Raw genomic sequence first — 18,881 nt, 5'->3', positions numbered from 1 at the left:
CGGGCAGTTCCCGGGCCGCTGTGCAACCTCTTGGGAACAGGTCACACGCGACCCTTGACGCCCACCCATGGGGCTCCCAGAATCGACGAACTGTTAACGATACCAACGCGAAGGCACAACATGGCCTCTGCAAGGGAACCACTTCTCGCGGCGCACGGTGTGGTCAAGCGTTTCGGTCACGTCCAGGCGCTGCAGGGCGCCGACTTCACGGCGTACGCGGGCGAGGTCGTCGCCCTGATCGGGGACAACGGCGCAGGAAAGTCGACTCTGGTGAACGTCCTGTCGGGAGTGCTCGCACCCGACGAGGGCGAAGTGCGGGTGGAGGGGCGGGCGGTCCGGTTCGGCGGGCCGATGGACGCCCAGCGGCACGGACTTGAGACCGTCTACCAGGATCTGTCGCTCGCACCTGATCTGGACGCGGCGGCCAATCTGTATCTGGGCAGGGAGGTCGTGCGCGGCGGGCTGCTCGGCCGCCTCGGCGTACTCGACCGGCCCGCGATGCGACGGGAGGCGGTCAAGGCGTTCGCGGAGCTGGGCGTGGAACTGAAAGATGTGACCGCTCCTGTGACAACGTTGTCCGGCGGTCAACGACAGTCGGTGGCCGTGGCGCGTGCGGTCGCGTTCGTGAACAAGGTCATCTTCATGGACGAGCCGACGGCCGCGCTGGGGGTGGTGCAGCGCGCCCGGGTCCTGGACACCGTGCGCAGGGTCGCCGACCGGGGCATCTGTGTCGTGCTGATCAGTCACAACATGCCCGAGGTGCTGTCGGTCTCGGACCGGGTGGAGGTGCTGCGGCTCGGGCGCCGGGTCGCCTCGTTCACCGCGGCGGACACGACGATCGAGGAGCTGGTCGGGGCCATGACCGGCTCGCTGGACGAACCGGCCGGGCAGAACGGGTCCTTGGGGAAAGCGGAGGACGGGCGATGACCGCCGACAGCAAGGAAGTCCGGCCGGCCGCGGCACAGCAGCAGGCCCCGCCCGCGTCGGACGGCGCGGGCAGGACCGTACCGGACTGGCTGCGGCGGGCGGCCGGCATCAGCGAACTGTGGACCTTCGTGATCCTCGTCGTGCTGGTCCTGTTCTTCACCATCGCCGCGCCGGGCAAGTTCTTCACCCAGTACGACCTCACGCAGATCGCCGTGAACGCGGCCATCTACCTGGTGCTGGGCGTGGGCATGACCTTCGTGATCATCACGGCGGGCATCGATCTGTCCATCGGTTCGGTGCTGGTGCTGTCCGCGGTGGCCGCCGGCGAGTACAACATCCACCACGGCGGGCCGGACGCCGGCTGGGGCACGGTCGCGGTCTGTGCGGTCATCGCCCTTGCGGTGGGCGCGGGCTGGGGTGTGCTGCAGGGCGCGGTGGTGGCGACCGGGAAGGTGCCGCCGCTGATCGTGACGCTCGGCGGTCTGGGAGCGGCGCTGGGGATCGCCGAACTCGCCACCGGGGGCCAGGACCCGGCGGGTGCGGCGGCCACGCATCTGCAGAACAGCCTCGGTTTCGGGAAGGTGCTCGGCATTCCCTGGATGGTGGTCCTGGCCGCGGTGGTGACGGCCGTGTTCGGGCTGGTGCTGGGCGCGACGAGGTTCGGCACGCACACCTTGGCCATCGGCTCCAATCCGACTGCCGTACGGCGTGCGGGAATCGGGGTCGGCCGGCACCTGGTGACGGTGTACGGGCTGATGGGCCTGTTGGCCGGGCTCGGCGCGGTGATGTGGCTGGCCTCGTACGGCACGACGTCGATCGCCGGGCACTCCACCGACAACCTGAAGGTGATCACCGCCGTGGTGCTCGGCGGCACCAGCCTCTTCGGCGGGCGCGGCTCGGTGCTGGGCACCGTGATCGGTGTGTTCATCCCGGCCGTGCTCACCACCGGACTGATCGTCATCGGTGTTCAGCAGTACTGGCAGGACGTCGCGGTGGGCGTGGTGCTCGTCGCGGCCGTCTACGTCGACCAGATGCGCAGGAAGACCCGAGAGCAAGATTGAGGAGATGTCTCGATGTTGAGCATTCGCAGCAGGCGCAGCGCACTGGTCGCCGCGGGCACCGTACTGGCCCTCACCGGGGCCGCCGCGTGCAGTTCGTCCAGCGGTGGCGGGTCGGGGTCGTCGGGCGGGGCCGCGCACAAGAAGGTGCGGCTGATCACCGGCGTGAAGAGCGACCCCTTCTACATCACCATGACCTGCGCGGCGAAGACGGAGGCGAAGGCCAAGGGCATGGACTTCGGCGCGGACGGTTCCGCGCAGTGGGACGTGTCGGTGCAGCGCCCGCTTCTTGACTCGGTGGCGGCCTCCCGGCCGGACGGGCTGATGATCTCGCCGGTGGACACCAGCGCGCTCACGCCGTCGCTGAAGCAGATCCAGTCGGCGGGCACCAAGGTCGCACTGGTCGACACCACGGTCACCGACGACTCGATCGGCATCACCCGTATCTCCTCGGACAACGAGAAGGGCGGCCGGGTCGCCGCCGACGCGCTCGCCAAGCTGATGGGCGAGAAGGGCTCGGCCATCGTGATCAGCGTCAAGCCCGGTGTCTCGACAACTGACGCCCGGATCAAGGGCTTCACGGAGGAGATGAAGAAGTACCCCAAGATCAAGATGCTGCCCACGCTCTACGACAACGACCTTCCGGCCACCGCCGCCTCCCAGATCCAGTCGACGCTGGCGGCCCACCCCGACCTGGGCGGTGTCTTCGCGGGCAACACCAACACCGGCCAGGGCATCGCCACCGGCCTCAAGCAGGCGGGCAAGCAGGGCGCGGTGAAGGTCGCCGCCTTCGACGCCGAACCCGACGAGGTCGCCTCGCTCAAGGCGGGCACGCTCCAGGTCCTCGTCGCCCAGGACCCGGCGGCGATCGGCAGGGAGGCCGTCGACCAGCTGGCGGCCGCCTTCGAGGGCAAGAGCGCCCAGAAGTCCATCGGCACCAACATGGTCGCCATCACGAAGGCGAACATGAACGACCCGTCGGTCAGCAGGTACTTCTACAAGTCGGGCTGCTGACCGGGCTGCTGGAGGTCGGCGTCGAACGACCGGGTGGCTCTGGCGGGTTCACCCGGTCGCGGCGCCTGTCACGAGCCGTACGAGATCAACTCTTCGTGCAGGCCAGCCCGTTGAGGGTGAAGTCGTACGGCGAGGAGTTCCTGCCCTGCCAGGACCCGAGGAAGCCGAAGGTGATCTTGCCGTCTGCGGGGACGGCCTTGTTGTAGTCGGCGGCGGTCGCGGTGACCCTGGAGCCGTTCTGGGAGACGCTCGCGTCCCACATCTGGCCGACCTTCTGGCCGTCCCGGTAGGACCAGGCGACGCGCCAGGTGTCGAGGGCGTCGGCGGTGGTGACCGTGACGGTGGCCTGGAAGCCGTCGGTCCACTGGTTGTCCAGGTGGTAGGCGGCCTTGCAGGTGGCGGACGCACTGGTGCCGGGATCCGGGGCGCTGCTCTGCGTGGTGGCGGAGGTGCCCTGGGGTTCCGGGTCGGAGTGCTTGCCCCCGGCGGGTTTCGTCGGGGTCGCGGAGGGGCTCGGGGAGGCGCTCTTCGGCGTCGGGGTCGGCGTGGCGGACGGCAGGGACGGGCGCGGGGCCGCCACCGGGCTGCTGTCGGCCGGTGCGTCGCTGCTCGCGGCCTCGTTGTCGCTGCCGCCGAACCGCATCATCGACGTGGCCAGCGCCAGCAGCGACACCATGACGGCGGCCACCAGCAGCCCGCCGCGGACGACGCGTGCGCGGTCGATGACCGCCTTCGGTTCGCCGCTCTGCCCGTCTCCTGCCTCCGGTCGCCCCACCCCGAGGCGCACCTCGGCGGCCCGGCGGCGGCGCTCCAGGTAGGCGAGGCCGCCCCAGCCGATGACACCGCCGGCGAGGGCCGCGGACAGCCCGCCGCCCTGGGGACGCAGACAGGCGGCGGCCTCCGCGCAGTCCACGCAGGTGGCGAGGTGCCGCGAGAGGTCCGGCGGGATGTCGGCGGCGGCCGACCTGGTGATCGCGTCGAGGAGGCGCGCATAGCTGCGGCACTGCGCGTCCATCGGCGTATCGAGGTGGTTGCGGTGGCAGCGGTCCCTGAACAGGTCCCGCACCTGGTCGAGTTCCTCGCCGACGAGGGCCGGGTCGAGGCCGAGCCTGCGGGCCACCACGGACCGCGGCAACGACTCCACCTCGGACAGCCACAGCAGCGCCGCGTCCGCCTCCTGGAGGTCGCGCAGACCGCGCAGGGCGATCGGGCGGCGCAGCGGGGGGCCGGTATAGCGGGCGGCCTTCTCCGAGTTGAGCCACAGGCGCAGGTCGGGATCGAGGTCCTGGCCCTGTCCGTCGGCCTCCCAGGCCGCCGCCGTGGTGCGTACGGCGGTGAGCAGCAGGGGGATGACGGGGAGCCGGGGCGTGCGGCGGCCGTTGCTCCGGGCGCCCCCGGTCTCGGCGGCGCGGACCTCGCGGATACCGAGCGCGAACGCCTCCGTGGCCAGCTGAGTGGCCGCGGTGGCGCCGGCCGTGCACAGATCGGCGTAGGAAAGCACCGCGTCCCAGCACTCGGAGAACAGCGCGGCTTCGGCGGCGTCCTTCGGGTTCGGCAGGTCGGGCATGAGTCTCCTGCATCCACAAGCGAGGTCAACTCACCAATTTCGGCGAAGGAGTTGGGGGGAACCTCGCGGCAGGACAGGAGCCTTTCACGTTTTCAACACAACTGACAAGCGCTGTGTTCAGTTGCCCTGACGGAACCTGTGAACCGGCCGGAGGACACAACTCCGGCCTCTTGTACGGACGGGGACCCGTTTTGACTCAAGATCCCCGTCCGCCAATCACGCCTCGGCCGCCTCCTGTGCCGGGAGACTGTCCATGAACGAGCTGACGGAGAACACCGCGCGGCCGGGTCCGGGCGGGCCGTATCCGGGCGGCGAGGAGAGGCCGAAGTCCTCCATCGTCTGGCGATAGGCCTGCAGCAGCCGGATGTGGTACTCCAGCGGCGCACCCTGCGGGTTGGCCTTGCCGAGCGGGGTGGTGGGCTCGGGGCACCAGGTGGTGAAGCGGGGCGTGATGCCGTGCGACATGAAGAAGCGCAGGCCCTCGGTGGTGGACGCGATGGCCTCGTCGACCGTCTTGAACCCGAAGGGCTCGGCCATCTCCACGCCCGCCACGAAGTTGGGGATGACATTGCGCGCGCCGAAGACCTCCGCCGAGTCGAGGATCCGCCTGTGCCACTCGTCGCGGCCGACGTAGCGCTCCTTGCCCGGGCAGTACATCTTGAACAGATACTCGTCCCACACCTCGTAGTTGGGGTGGTAGATCTGCACGCCGTAGTCCTTGAAGCGCTGCACGTCGTCCTTGGGCAGCGCCTGGGCGACGACCTTGCCGATCCAGCGGCCCGGGAAGTGCTCCTCGATGGCCTTGGCGTACATGCCGTAGAAGTCGGCCTCGTCACGGCCCTGGAGCCTGGAGGTGATGGCGCCGCCGGTGAGGGTGTAGGCGGTGGAGGCCTTCGCGGTGTCGTAGCGGTTGATGATCTCCAGCGCTTCCAGGACCTCGTCGACGTCCTTCACACCGGTGTACGGCCGCCCGGCCGCCTTGTGCTGGCGCCAGTTGTGGTTGATGTCGCAGTACTGGCACTCCTCCTTGGCGCCGAAGTACTGGCAGACCCGGAAGACGGTCAGGTAGATCAGATAGCCCCACTGGATGGTCGGGGCGACCTCCATGACCGACTTCCCGTTGGAGAGCTTGTGCCGGTAGTACTCCGGCATCGGCGGCACGCCGACGTCCGCGATGCGCTTGCCGTCGAGGTAGAGCCCGAGCACCCCCTCGTCGTCGGCGGCGACGCGGTAGGGCGAGGTCGGGTTCACTCGTACGGAGACGACGGTACGGCGCAGGTCGTAGGGGCCGCCGGTGAGGATGATCTCCTCCGGGGGACGCCTCAGCGCGGCCTCGCCCAGTTCGGGCAGGGTGCCGTGGTCGAAGGAGAAGATGAAGTACGACTTCGGCTTGACCTCGCCGGACTCGTTGTCGCTGAGCGCGGACGGGTCGAAGGCCACGCCTCCACGCAGCAGGTCCTCCTTGAAGACGGCTTCCCGCGGTACGTGCGGGAAACGCTCCATCAGATCCTCGACCAGTGCGGTACGGCTGCCCATCCCGACTCTCCTTCCGGCTCAGGCGTTCGACTCCTCACGGTATGCCTTCGTCTGCGCGTCAGCCGTGCCGGGTCCCCCCGCGGCGAGCGATGTGTCCTGGTACGGGGGTGTCCGGTGGCAGCAGCGGGTCGGCGACGGGGGTGCCCCAGACCGAGGTCAGGGGGAGGGTTCCGGCCCACAGGCCCAGCTCGGCGTCGGGTCCCTCGCCGTCGTCGGGCGGGCCGGTGCGGATCTTGACCGAGGCCTCTTCGAGGGACAGGGCGAGGAGGGTGGTGGCGGCGAGTTCCTTGCGGTTCGGCAGGCGGGCGTACGACCACTGGCCGGGCGTCGCGTGCTCGGTGAGCCGGCGCAGGCCCTCCAGCTTCTCCTCGGGGTCGGTGACCTTGCGGGCCTCGCCGTGGATCATCGCGCTGCGGTAGTTGACGCCGTGCTCGAAGACCGAGCGGGCGAGGACCAGGCCGTCGACGTGCGTCACGGTGACGCAGACCGGGGTGCCGCCGGCGAGGCTGCGGCTGGCCACCGAGCCATGGAGGTACAGCTGCCGCTCGTCCCGCCCGTAGACCGTGGGCACGACCAGCGGACGCCCCTCGACCACCACACCCAGGTGACAGACGAACCCGGCGTCGAGGATCGCGTCCAGGTCCGCACGGTCCAGGCTGCCCTGCTCGCGCAGGCGGCGGTGGCGGGTGAGGTCGGTCTCGGGGAGCGGTTCGAGCGTCACACGACTGGACGCTACCGATATCGCAGCTGTTGCGCCAGAGATTTACGGATAACCTCGCGACATACGGTCATGTCGACGAAATTCGCAGCTCACGCTTCTCTCTCCAGAGCCCCTGGATCCACCGGGTGGGCCAGCTCTCCGCCCGACAACAGACGTGCGGCCTCCTCCGCGACCGTCATGCCGAGGCGGGACAGCTCGTTGCCCTGGGAGCCCGCGAGGTGCGGGGTGACGAAGGCGCCCGGGAGGTCGTAGAGCGCGGAGTCCGCGGGCAGGGGCTCGGGGTCGGTGACGTCGAGGACGGCGTTCAGACGGCCGGTGCGGACCTCGTCGACCAGGGCCTCGTGGTCGACCAGGCCGCCGCGCGCGGTGTTGATCAGGGTCGCCCCGTCCGGCATCAGGGCGAGTTCCCTGCGGCCGATCAGATGGTGGGTCTCCGGTGTCTCGGGCGCGTGGATCGTGACGATGTCCGACGTCCGCAGGAGGTCGTCCAACGACAGGAGCGCCACGCCGAGTTCGGCCGCCCCCGGCTCGGTGACGTACGGGTCGGTGAGGCTCACCCGCAGGTCGAAAAGTGCCAGCAACTCGATGACGCGGCGGCCGATGCGGGAGGCCCCGATCACGCCGACACGGCGGCCGTGGTTGCCGATGCCGGGGACGACGCCCCAGCCGGGGTGGGCCCGTGTGGTGCGCAGGCGTTCCCGGGCGCCCAGGAGGTCCTTCCCGGCGAGCAGGATCATCGCGAGGGTGTACTCGGCGACCGGCAGCGCATTGGCCGCGGCGGCCGAGGAGACCGCGATGCCGCGTCGCCAGACCTCGGGCGTGGTGAAGCCCTTCACCGAGCCCGCCGAGTGCAGGACCGCGCGCAGTTTCGGCGCCGCGTCGAGGACGGCCGCGTCCAGGCGCGGGCAGCCCCACCCGGTGACCAGGATCTCGGTGCGCGCGAGCACCTCCCGCACGCCCGGCCCGGCGAAGTCCTCGGCGATCAGGCCCGGATCGATGTCCACCGCCTCGCGCAGTCGCGCGAGGACCCTTGCGGGGAAGACGAGCGGCAGGTTCTCGGCGGTCATGGCGAACAGAGCCTGGGGACGCTCGGGCAAGGGGTGGGCCCTCCGGCTTCGGCGAAAAAGTTGTAGAAAACGCTGTCCACGGTAGGTCGCGGCAGATGAGAGGGTCAATGCACACGCACTCGTCGGAGGGACGACAGGGAATGACGGAGACGGTCACCAACTGGGCAGGCAACATCACCTATGCGGCAAAGGAGTTGCACCGCCCCCACTCGCTCGACGGGCTCAGAACCCTCGTGGCCGGCAGCGCCAAGGTCCGCGTCCTGGGCAGCGGCCACTCCTTCAACGAGATCGCCGAGCCCGGTGCCGAGGGCACCCTGCTCTCGACCGCCGGACTGCCGCCGGTGATCGATGTGGACACCACGGCCCGCACGGTACGGGTCTCGGGCGGCGTCCGGTACGCGGAACTGGCCCGCGTGGTGCACGCGCACGGGCTCGCGCTGCCCAACATGGCCTCCCTGCCGCACATCTCCGTCGCCGGGTCGGTGGCGACCGGCACCCACGGCTCGGGGGTGACCAACGGATCGCTGGCGACACCGGTGCGCGAGGTGGAGCTGGTCACGGCCGACGGGGACACGGTACGGATCGCGCGGGGCGACGCACGGTTCGACGGTGCCGTCACCTCGCTGGGCGCGCTCGGCGTCGTGGTCACCCTCACCCTCGACCTGGAGCCCGCCTTCGAGGTCGAGCAGCACGTCTTCACCGAACTCCCCCTCGCCGGGCTCGACCCGCAGACGTTCGAGACGATCGCGGCGGCGGCGTACAGCGTGAGCCTGTTCACCGACTGGCGGGAGCCCGGCTTCCGGCAGGTGTGGCTCAAGCGGCGCACCGACCAGCCGCTCCCGGACTTCCCGTGGGCCGCGCCCGCGACCGAGAAGCTGCACCCCGTGCCGGGGATGCCGGCCGTGAACTGCACGGAGCAGTTCGGGGTGCCGGGGCCCTGGCACGAACGGCTGCCGCACTTCCGGGCGGAGTTCACGCCGAGCAGCGGGGCCGAGCTGCAGTCGGAGTATCTGCTGCCGCGGGAGCACGCCGTCGACGTGCTGCACGCCCTCGACGGGATCCGGGCGACGGTGGCCCCCGTGCTGCAGACCTGCGAGATACGCACGGTCGCCGCCGACCGGCAGTGGCTGAGCCCGGCCTACGGACGGGACACCGTGGCAGCGCACTTCACCTGGGTCGAGGACACGCAGGCCGTGCTGCCGGTGGTGCGGCGGCTGGAGGAGGCACTGGACCCGTTCGACGCCCGCCCGCACTGGGGCAAGGTCTTCACCACGCCCACGGCGGTGCTGCGCGGCCGGTACCCCCGGCTGGCCGACTTCCGGGCGCTTGCGCGGGCGCTGGACGGGGACGGAAAATTCGCCAACCCCTTTGTGCGGACGCTGCTGGACGACTGAGCTGCGAAGGGCTTTATAAACCCCCTTTCCTAACCCCTTGTCGAAAGTCCCCCGCAGGCCATAGCCTTGCGCCGCGCCGGTGCCGACGTGCCCGGTGCGCCTGGCCTGAAAGAACCGGGGGCGACCTTTGAAGCGCACATCACGTGACATCCGCACCGCGAACCGCTACGAGGTGCTGCGCCAGATCATCGCCGCGTCTCCCACCTCCCGGCAGGAGCTGGCGGCCGCCACGGGTCTGAGCCTTGCGACGGTCGCCACGCTGGTCGGCGAGCTCCTCGATCTGCGGATGATCACCGAGGTCGGGTTCGAGGACTCGGCGGGCGGCCGCCCCCGGGGTCTCGTGGCGGTCAATGCGTCGGGGGGCGCGTTGATCGGAGTCGACATCGCGGAGACGTACGTCCATGTCGAGCTGTTCGACCTGGCGCTGAACGTCCTCGCCCGCGCCGAGGAGGACGTCCGCCCCGGCGAGAGCCTCCCCGAGCAGCTGGTCGGTCATGTCGCCGCCGCCGTGGGCTCGGTGGTCACGCAGGCCGGCATCGAGGGTGCGCGGGTGCTGGGCGTGGGCGTCAGCGTGCCGGGGCAGGTGGACCGCGCCACCGGTATCGCGGAGTACGCGCCGAACTGGGACTGGCACGACGTGCCGCTGCTCGACCTGCTCACCGAGCACATCGCCTACCCCCTGTACCTGGACAACCCGCTGCGCGCCGTCGCCGTCGCAGAGCTGTGGTTCGGGGCCGCCCGCGGCCGCCAGGACGCCGTCGTGGTCACCCTCGGGACCGGCGTGGGCGCCGGGCTCGTCCTGGGCGGCGGACTGCACCGCGGGATCAGCAACAGCGCCGGCGAGTGGGGCCACAACACGATCGTCCTGGACGGCCGGCTGTGCCACTGCGGCAACCACGGCTGCGTGGAGACGTACGTCGGAGCGCCCGGAATCATGCTGAATCTGCGGGAGCTGAGCCCCGGCAGCCCGCTGCTGCATCCGGAGGACCAGACGGCCACCATCGCCGCGCTGGCCCAGGGGATGCGCGAGCACGACCCGGTGGCGGTCAAGGTGGTCCGGGACACCGCCCGTTATCTCGGCGCCGGCATCGCCGACCTGGTCAACCTGGTCAACCCCGAAGTGGTCGTGCTCAGCAGCTGGGTCGCGGCCGCCCTCGGCGAGCCCCTGGTCGCGGAGGTGCGCGAGGCCGTCGCCCGGCACGCGCTGCCGCGGCCGATGGCCGCCACCGAGATCGTCCTCTCCCCGATCCCCACCGACCCGGCGTGTCTGGGTGCGGCGACGTTCGCGCTGGAAGGCGCGCTGCAGTCCGTCGGGCAGAGGAATGCGAAACGCACCACCCCCGCAAGGAGCCGTACCGCACCACCTTCATGACGACGGAAGGGATGCACGTGACTCACCCCCACCCCAGTAGATCGGTCCTCCTGACGGCGGCAGCCGCGCTCGCCGTCGCGGGTCCCCTGATATCCGCCCCGCCCTCCTCGGCCGCCACCCCCACGGCGGCCGAGGTCTCCCCGCACGCCGCCCAGACCATCGACGACATCGGCGCCTCGGGCGCCTGGTGGGTCAACGACCTGCAGCACTTCAAGCCGGAGGTGCAGGCCCGGGTCGCCGGTCTGCTGTTCTCCCAGCAGGGCCTGGCCCTCTCCTCGTACCGCTACAACATCGGCGGTGGCGGCACCGCGGTCACCACCCCGGCCCGCGCCGCCCAGGACTTCCTCAACCCCGACGGGTCGTACGACTGGAGCAAGGACAAGGGGGGCCGTACGTTCCTGAAGTACGCCGCGAAGTACGGCGTCAAGGATCTGATCGGCTTCGTCAACAGCGCGCCCGCGCAGTGGACGACCAACGGCCAGAGCTGCGGTGGTCAGTTGAAGCCGGAGAACGAGTCGGACTACGCCAAGTACGTGGCGGACGTGACCGACCACTTCGCCGAGCAGGGCGTGAAGCTGGACTACATCAGCCCGTTCAACGAACCGGACAACAACTTCGGGGACTGCGGCCAGGAGGGCATGCAGGTCACCGTCGACCAACGCGACGACATCGTGCGGGCGTTGGGCGCCGAGCAGCGGGCCCGCAAGCAGCAGACGTCGATCATCGCCGACGAGTCCAGCAAGACCACCCAGTTCACCGACGAGCTGCCGCAGTGGATCTCGCAGCCGGGCACCGCGCAGTACGTGTCCGCGCTCGCCCACCACACCTACAACAACCCCAATGACGGCCAGCTGGGCAATGTCTACGAGACGTCGCGGGCGGTCGGAAAGAAGTCCTGGGCCACCGAGATCTGCTGCTTCGGCAAGGGCGGCACGGGCTGGAACCAGGAGTACGACCCCACCATCGACAACGCCCTGCTGATGTCGCGGATCATCTACAAGGACTTCGCGAGCTCGCACGACTCGGCGTTCCAGTGGTGGGTGGCCCTGGCCAGCGGCTACGGCACCTCCCCCACCGAGCGCAACGACACGGGCTGGAACGACGGCCTGATCTACTACGACCCCGACTACGCGACGAACGGCAACCAGAAGCTGTACTTCACCAAGCGGTACTACGCGCTCGGCCAGTACAGCAGGTTCGTGAGGCCTGGCTCGGTCGCGCACAACGTGACCGGGGCGCCGGACGGCGTCGAGGTGTCGTCGTACGACCGGAACGGCAAGTGGGTGGTGGTGGTCAACAACCACAACTCCACCGACACCCCGCTGAGTTTGCACTTCAACAACAAGACGCCGGTGCGGGCCGCGCAGGCCGTGCGCACCTCGGCCACCGAGGACTGGGCGAACGTCGCCAGGCCGACGGTGAGCGGCGGCACGGCGTCCACGACCCTCGCGGCCCGCTCCGTCACGACGTACGTCTTCGACCAGAAGGGTCACGGCAGCTCGGCGATCACGGGTGCGCTGCAGGGCAGGCAGTCCGGCAAGTGCCTGACCGCGGGCGCCACCGGGGCCGCCATCAGCACGTGCACGGGCGGGACCGAGCAGTCGTGGTCGTACGACGGCAAGGGCGCCCTCAAGGGCCCGAACGGCTATCTCACCGCCGGGAGTTCGGGCCTGACGACGACCGCCGGCTTCACCGGTGACGCAAGCCAGCGCTGGCTGCTGAACGCCAACGGCCAGATCCTCAGCGAGGCGTCCGGCAAGTGCCTGGACGTCAGCGGGCAGGCGACCGCCGACGGCAGCAAAGTGATCCTGTACAGCTGCAACGGCGGCACCAACGAGGTCTGGAACAAGGCCTAGCCGCCTGTACCGAGGGCCGCCGGCCACACCCTGACCCGGCGGCCCTCACCCCCCGCACCACCCCCATGTTCGGGATTCCGAACCGGATTTAACGCTTCGAACAGACTTCGTCCAACCCCTTGCCGAAGCCTTAGCCGAAGGTTAACGTCCCCGCACCACAACGCAATTCGAGCCACGTAGCAGCCAGGTGCGCTGGAGCCGTGGAGCCGCAGCCGCAATCGAGACAAGGACGTCAGCATGTCGGCAATGAGCAACAGCAACTTCTCCCGTCGGTCCATATTCCGGGCCGCCGCCGGCATGGCCGCCGCCGGCACGCTGGCCGCGTGCGGCAGCAACAACGGGCGGGGCGGAAGCGGTGGGGGGGCGGGCACGCAGCTCACCCAGATGTTCCACGCCTACGGTGAGGCGGGAACGGAGCAGGCCATCAAGCGGTACGCCGCCGCGTACAAGAAGGCCGGCGTGAACACTCAGTGGATCACCGGCAACAACTTCGAGGCCAAGCTCTTCTCGGCCCTGCTCACCAAGCAGGCGCCCGACGTCTTCGAGTTCCACCCGCAGCTGCAGCTGGTCAAGAGCGGTCAGGTGGCCGACCTGAGCGACATAATCAACCCGGTCAAGGACGACTTCAACCAGAACGACATCAACTCGCACACGGTTGACGGGAAGATCTACGGGATCCGGATGATCGACGACCCGCAGTTCTTCTACTACCGCAAGTCGATGCTGGAGAAGGCGAAGGTCGACGTCCCGACCACGCTCGACGAGCTGCTGGAGGCCGCCGCCAAGCTCACCACCAGCAAGGTCAAGGGTGTGTACCTCGGCAATGACTTCACCGCGGTCCAGAACCCGCTGATCTGGTCGGCCGGCGCCGACACCCTCGACGCGAAGAACCAGATCGCTTACCACACAGACGGCGTCGTCGAGGGACTGAAGAAGCTGCGGACTCTGTTCACAAGCGGCAACGTGCTGCTGGACGCCCCGACCGACTTCTGGGACCCGTCCTCGCTCAACCAGGGCCTGTGCGCCATCCAGTGGGGCGGCATGTGGTCCATGCCGGCCATGCAGCAGGCGCTCGGCGACGACCTCGGCATCTTCCCGTTCCCGAAGATCGGCAGCGCCGGCAAGCAGTCGGTCTACAACGGCGGTTGGTCGATGTTCGTCAACGCCAAGGGCAAGAACGTGGACGCGGCCAAGGAGTACGTGAAGTGGCTGTGGATCGACCAGAAGCAGTACCAGGAGGACTGGGCCACCTCGTACGGCTTCCACATCCCGCCGCGCACCTCGATCGCCAACACGGCCACCAAGCTCAAGTCGGGCCTGCCCGCTGAGGGCATCAAGCTCTTCACCGACTACGGCCACTTCGACAACATCGGCTTCGACCAGGCCATGCAGACCGCGTTCAACGACGTGATCGCATCCTCCGTCCGGAAGAACGGCAACCCGGAGGCCGCGCTCGACACCTGCGACAAGAAGGTCAACGTCGAGCTCAAGAAGCTGTTCGGATAGGCCCCCGGGAAGACCACGTCATGTCGACCACCACCACACGCGGGGTCGCCCAGCCCGCCCCGGCCAAGGCCTCCCAGGCCCGGCCGCGGCGGGGTCTGCGGGGCAACCCGACCGCCAACTTCTGGCTCTTCACCGGGCCCTTCCTCATCGGCCTGGTGATCTTCGTCTTCGTGCCGATCGGCTGGAGTATCTGGCTCAGCTTCTTCGACGCCCGCTTCACCGTCACGCCGAGCAATTTCATCGGTTTCGACAACTACAAGCAGATCCTGACCAACAGCAACTTCCCCGACTCGCTGCTGACGTTCACCGTGTTCGCCGCCTTCATCGTGCCGACCACCTGGGCGCTGTCACTCGGGCTGGCGCTGCTGGTGCACCGACTGCGCTTCATGCGGGCGTTCTTCCGGTCGGTCTTCTTCCTGCCGACCGCCGTCTCCTACGTCGCCGCCGCGCTGATCTGGAAGATGTCCATCTTCACCGGCGTCCGTTTCGGTCTCGCGAACACCGTCGTCGGCTGGTTCGGCGTCGACAACATCGCCTACCTGTCCAACCCCAGCCCGCCCTGGTACTGGCTGGTGATCGTGACCCTGCGCCTGTGGATCCAGTCCGGCTTCTACATGATCCTGTTCCTGGCGGCACTGCAGAACATCCCGTCGGAGTTGTACGAGGCCGCTGCCATCGACGGCGCCAAGCGGGGCTGGCAGACCTTCCGATACATCACGCTGCCCCAACTGCGGGCCACCTCGACCGCGGTGATCCTGCTGCTGCTGATCGCCGCATACCAGGCGTTCGACGAGTTCTTCAACCTCATCACGACGAAGGCGACCTGGGCGCAGACGCCGCTCATGGAGCTCTACAAGGCCGCCCTCGGCACGAACCAGGACTACGGCGCCGGCAGCGCGGGCGCGGTCATCCTGTCGCTGCTGATCTGCATCGTCACCCTGGCCCAGGGCAAGATCATGGGCTTCGGAAGGGGGGAGGAGTCCAAGTGACCACCACCGCACCTCAGGTCGGCAAGCAGCGCAAGAAGGGCCGGGGCATCCTCGGCAATACGGGACTGTACATCGCCGTCGGCGTCGCCGCCCTGCTCTTCCTGATCCCCTTCTACCTGATCGTCCGCAACGCCCTGTCTACAGACCCGGAGATCACGGGCGAGAACTGGAAGCTGCTCCCCTCATTCCAATGGGGCAACATATCCGAGCTGTTCGACGACCCCACGGTCGAGTTCGGCCGCTCGATGTGGAACTCGATGGTCGTCGCCGTCCTGACCACCTTCGGCACCCTCCTGGTCTGCTCCCTGGCCGGCTACGGCCTGGCCCGCATCCCGTACAAGCACGCCAACAAGGTCTTCTACGCGGTCCTCGCGACCCTGATGGTCCCCACGGCCGTCACCTTCGTGCCCAGCTTCGTGCTGGTCTCGTCGCTCGGATGGGTGGACACCTACCGCGGCCTGATCATCCCGGGCCTGTTCAGCGGTTTCACCTGCTTCCTTTTCCGGCAGTACTTCCTGGGATTCCCCAAGGAGCTGGAGGAGGCGGCACGTGTGGACGGGCTCGGCTACTGGGGCGCGTACTGGCGGATCGTCGTGCCCAACTCGCTGAACTTCTTCGCGGCGATCGCCACGATCACCTTCATCAGCGCCTGGAACTCCTTCCTGTGGCCACTGGTCATCGGCCAGGACCCGAGCTCCTGGACCGTCCAGATCGCGCTGTCCTCCTTCATGACCAACCAGACCGTGAACTTCCATCTGATCTTCATGGCCACCGCCATCTCCATCCTGCCCCTGATCTTCGTCTTCCTCTTCCTCCAGCGCTGGCTGGTCCAGGGGATCGCGCAGACCGGTATCAAGGGCTGACACCCGCAATCCCGAGACCTGGAGACCGATGACTTCCCGCACCTCCCCCACTCTCGGCTTCGCTCGAGCGGGGGGACCCCCATCGGCCGTCGACTACGTCGAGGACGTGTCGCCCGGCAGCGGGGCCCTCCCGCCCCGCGCCTGGTACGCGACTTCCGACGCCACGTCACTTTCCCTGAACGGCAGTTGGCGCCTGCGCGTCTCCCCGGCCATCGACGCCGAGGACGACTCGTTCGCCGAGCCCGGATTCGACGCCGGCGGCTGGCCCGAGGTCACGGTCCCCGGTCACTGGGTCCTCCAGGGCGACGGCGCCTTCGGCCTGCCCATCTACACCAACCACCTCTACCCCTTCCCGGTCGACCCGCCGCACGTCCCGACGGAGAACCCGACCGGCGACCATCTGCGCGTCTTCGACCTGCCCGAGGAATGGCCCTCGGACGGCGGGGCCGTCATCCGGTTCGACGGCGTCGAGTCCTGCGCCCGCGTCTGGCTGAACGGCACGGACATCGGCGAGTTCAAGGGCTCCCGGCTGCCGCACGAGTTCGCGGTCGGGCACCTGCTGAAGCCGAGCGGCAACGTGCTCGCCGTACGCGTGCACCAGTGGTCCGCGGGCTCCTACCTGGAGGACCAGGACCAGTGGTGGCTGCCCGGCATCTTCCGTGACGTGACGCTGCTGCACCGCCCGGCGGGCAGCGCCCTCGACTTCTTCGTGCACGCCTCCTACGACCACGTCACAGGGGAGGGCACCCTGCGCGTCGACTCCGACGTCGACGGGCGGGTGACCGTGCCCGCCCTGGACATCGATGTCGCCACGGGCGAGCCGGTGACGGTTGCGGTCGAGGCATGGACGGCCGAGACACCGAAGCTGTACGACGGCGAGCTGGTGACCGAGGGCGAGCGCGTCCCGCTGCGCATCGGCTTCCGGACCGTCGTCCTCGAGGACGGCCTCATCAAGGTCAACGGCAGGGCGGTCCTCTTCAAGGGCGTCAATCGCCACGAGTGGCACCCCGACAAGGGCCGCGCCCTCGACATCGAGACCATGCGCGAGGACGTGCTGCTGATGAAGCGGCACAACGTCAACGCGGTCCGCACCTCCCACTACCCGCCGCACCCGGCCTTCCTCGACCTGTGCGACGAGTACGGTCTGTGGGTCATCGACGAGTGCGACCTGGAGACCCACGGCTTCACCGAGCAGGCCTGGCGGGACAACCCGGTCGACGACGACCGCTGGACCCCGGCCCTCCTCGACCGGGCGGCCCGCATGGTCGAGCGGGACAAGAACCACCCGTCGGTCGTCATCTGGTCGCTGGGCAACGAGGCCGGCACGGGGCGCGGCCTCACCGCCATGGCCGAGTGGATCCACGGCCGGGACGCCTCGCGCCTCGTGCACTACGAGGGCGACTGGAACTCCCGTGACACGGACATGTACTCGCGGATGTACGCCTCCCACGCCGAGGTGGAGCAGATCGGCCAGGAGCTGGACGGGGGCACGCACAAGCGGCGCCGACTCCCCTTCATCCTCTGCGAGTACGCGCACGCCATGGGCAACGGCCCCGGCGGACTCGCCGACTACCAGCGGCTGTTCGAGACGTACGAGCGTCTCCAGGGCGCCTTCGTGTGGGAGTGGATCGACCACGGCATCACCCACCCCGAGCTGGGTTACGCCTACGGCGGCGACTTCGGCGAGGAGCTGCACGACGGGAACTTCGTCTGCGACGGACTGCTGTTCCCGGACCGGACGCCGTCGCCGGGGCTGGTGGAGTTCAAGAAGGTCGTCGAGCCTGTCGGCATCGAGGGCGACGGCTCCGCCGGCACCGTACGGGTGACGAACAAGCAGGACTTCGCCGACCTGTCCGCCTTTGCGTTCGAGTGGTCCTACCAAGTGGACGGCGAGACAGTCGAGTCGGGCTCCCTGTCGGTGCCCGCGCTCGCCCCGGGCGAGTCGGGCGAGGTGAAGCTGCCCGAGCCGCCCGCCGACGGTGGCGGCAGCGAGACGCAGTGGACGGTGCGGGCCTCGCTCGCGGCCGACACGGCATGGGCGCCCAAGGGCCACCCGGTGGCGTGGGGGCAGTTCACGGCGGCCGCGAGGCCCCTGCCGAGGGTTGCCGCGACCGACGGACCCGTCCTCGGCGAGCGTGCCATCACCCTGGGCCCGGCCTCCTTCGACGCCCGCACCGGCGCGCTGCAGACCATCGGCGGGGTCGCGGTGCACGGTCTGCGCCTCGACGTGTGGCGGGCGACCACCGACAACGACGAGGGCGCCGAGTGGCAGACCGACACCCGCTGGGCCACGCTGTGGCGCAAGTACGGCCTGCACCGCATGCGGCACCGGCTCGGTGGCGTGGAGATCGGCGACGACGCGCTGACCGTGCGGACCCGGGTGGCCCCCGCCGCCTGGGAGTTCGGCCTCGCGACCGTGTACCGCTGGACGTCCGACGGCAACCGGCTGAAGCTGACGGTCTCGGTGGGCCCTGAGGGTGAGTGGACGGTGCCGCTGCCGCGGCTCGGCGTCCGCTTCGGGCTGGAGGCGAGCGCCGACCGCGTGCGCTGGTTCGGCGGCGGCCCCGGTGAGGGGTACGCGGACACCAAGTCGGCGTCCCGGCTCGGCCGTTGGGAGTCCACGGTCGACGGACTGCAGACGCCGTACCTCCGCCCGCAGGAGAACGGCGCCCGCGCCGACGTCCGCTGGGCGGAGATCGGCGGGCTGCGCATCGAGGGTGACCCGGAGTTCTCCTTCAGCGCGCGGCGCTGGACCACGGAACAGCTGGACGCGGCCTCGCACCGCACCGACCTCACGCCCGGTGACACGGTGTGGGTGAACCTCGACCACGCCATCCATGGCATCGGTACCGGGTCCTGCGGGCCGGGCGTGCTGCCGCAGTACCAGCTGCGCGCCGAGCCGGCCGAGTTCTCCTTCGTCTTCTCGGAGATCAGTTGACGGACACGGACATACGGTCCACTGCGGCCGGCCGGCTCTTCAGTCGGCCGGCCGCGGTCGCGTCCTGCGTCGG

General features: G+C 69.3%; 14 protein-coding genes. 10 read left to right on the top strand and 4 right to left on the bottom strand.

Annotated elements, in window-relative coordinates; genetic code table 11:
- Positions 1–120 precede the first annotated feature (120 nt).
- From ACWCRD_RS00950 to ACWCRD_RS00940, 3 genes are read left to right on the top strand one after another with little or no spacing between them, the layout of a single operon-like run.
- Positions 121–927, top strand: coding sequence for an ATP-binding cassette domain-containing protein (locus ACWCRD_RS00950; protein ID WP_450963835.1), 807 nt, complete (start codon positions 121–123; stop codon positions 925–927).
- The gene (locus ACWCRD_RS00945) at positions 924–1,988 is read left to right on the top strand and encodes an ABC transporter permease (RefSeq protein WP_450963834.1); all 1,065 of its coding nucleotides are present in this window, start codon (positions 924–926) and stop codon (positions 1,986–1,988) included. The genes ACWCRD_RS00950 and ACWCRD_RS00945 overlap by 4 nt, the downstream gene beginning before the upstream one ends.
- Positions 1,989–2,000: 12 nt before the next feature.
- Positions 2,001–2,999 carry an ABC transporter substrate-binding protein gene (locus ACWCRD_RS00940; RefSeq protein WP_450963833.1) on the top strand — a complete coding sequence of 333 codons (999 nt, stop codon included), beginning with the start codon at positions 2,001–2,003 and terminating at the stop codon, positions 2,997–2,999.
- An 85-nt stretch (positions 3,000–3,084) separates the two neighbouring features.
- Here the strand turns inward: ACWCRD_RS00940 and ACWCRD_RS00935 are convergent, their stop codons facing one another.
- From ACWCRD_RS00935 to ACWCRD_RS00920, 4 genes are all read right to left on the bottom strand, one after another.
- On the bottom strand, positions 3,085–4,566 hold the full coding sequence (locus ACWCRD_RS00935; RefSeq protein WP_450963832.1) for a cellulose binding domain-containing protein: 1,482 nt from the start codon (positions 4,564–4,566) through the stop codon (positions 3,085–3,087).
- 216 nt (positions 4,567–4,782) lie between these two features.
- A complete protein-coding gene (locus ACWCRD_RS00930) occupies positions 4,783–6,102 on the bottom strand; it encodes a radical SAM protein (protein WP_450963831.1) in 1,320 nt (439 codons plus the stop codon).
- A 58-nt stretch (positions 6,103–6,160) separates the two neighbouring features.
- Positions 6,161–6,823: a pyridoxamine 5'-phosphate oxidase family protein gene (locus ACWCRD_RS00925; protein WP_450963830.1), complete on the bottom strand. Its 663-nt coding sequence runs from the start codon at positions 6,821–6,823 to the stop codon at positions 6,161–6,163.
- An 89-nt stretch (positions 6,824–6,912) separates the two neighbouring features.
- On the bottom strand, positions 6,913–7,920 hold the full coding sequence (locus tag ACWCRD_RS00920; RefSeq protein WP_450963829.1) for a hydroxyacid dehydrogenase: 1,008 nt from the start codon (positions 7,918–7,920) through the stop codon (positions 6,913–6,915).
- A 110-nt stretch (positions 7,921–8,030) separates the two neighbouring features.
- Between ACWCRD_RS00920 and ACWCRD_RS00915 the strand changes: the two genes are divergently transcribed.
- From ACWCRD_RS00915 to ACWCRD_RS00885, 7 genes are all read left to right on the top strand, one after another.
- Positions 8,031–9,284 (top strand): FAD-binding protein, encoded by a 1,254-nt coding sequence (locus tag ACWCRD_RS00915; protein WP_450963828.1) that lies wholly within the window; start codon positions 8,031–8,033, stop codon positions 9,282–9,284.
- 127 nt (positions 9,285–9,411) lie between these two features.
- On the top strand, positions 9,412–10,656 hold the full coding sequence (locus ACWCRD_RS00910) for an ROK family transcriptional regulator (RefSeq protein ID WP_450963827.1): 1,245 nt from the start codon (positions 9,412–9,414) through the stop codon (positions 10,654–10,656).
- An 11-nt stretch (positions 10,657–10,667) separates the two neighbouring features.
- The gene (locus ACWCRD_RS00905) at positions 10,668–12,512 is read left to right on the top strand and encodes a glycoside hydrolase (RefSeq protein WP_450963826.1); all 1,845 of its coding nucleotides are present in this window, start codon (positions 10,668–10,670) and stop codon (positions 12,510–12,512) included.
- A gap of 237 nt (positions 12,513–12,749) precedes the next feature.
- Positions 12,750–14,018, top strand: a complete 1,269-nt coding sequence (locus tag ACWCRD_RS00900; protein WP_450963825.1) for an ABC transporter substrate-binding protein — start codon at positions 12,750–12,752, stop codon at positions 14,016–14,018.
- Between the two features lie 20 nt (positions 14,019–14,038).
- Positions 14,039–15,007 (top strand): carbohydrate ABC transporter permease, encoded by a 969-nt coding sequence (locus ACWCRD_RS00895; RefSeq protein ID WP_450963824.1) that lies wholly within the window; start codon positions 14,039–14,041, stop codon positions 15,005–15,007.
- Entirely contained in the window at positions 15,004–15,870 is an 867-nt protein-coding gene (locus ACWCRD_RS00890) for a carbohydrate ABC transporter permease (protein WP_450963823.1), read from the top strand. The genes ACWCRD_RS00895 and ACWCRD_RS00890 overlap by 4 nt, the downstream gene beginning before the upstream one ends.
- 28 nt (positions 15,871–15,898) lie before the next feature.
- A complete protein-coding gene (locus tag ACWCRD_RS00885) occupies positions 15,899–18,808 on the top strand; it encodes a glycoside hydrolase family 2 TIM barrel-domain containing protein (protein WP_450963822.1) in 2,910 nt (969 codons plus the stop codon).
- Positions 18,809–18,881 lie beyond the last annotated feature (73 nt).

This window comes from Streptomyces sp. NPDC002092 (assembly GCF_053593775.1).
The sequence above is the reverse complement of the archived record's forward strand: the minus strand, read 5'-3'. Positions and strand labels throughout refer to the sequence as shown.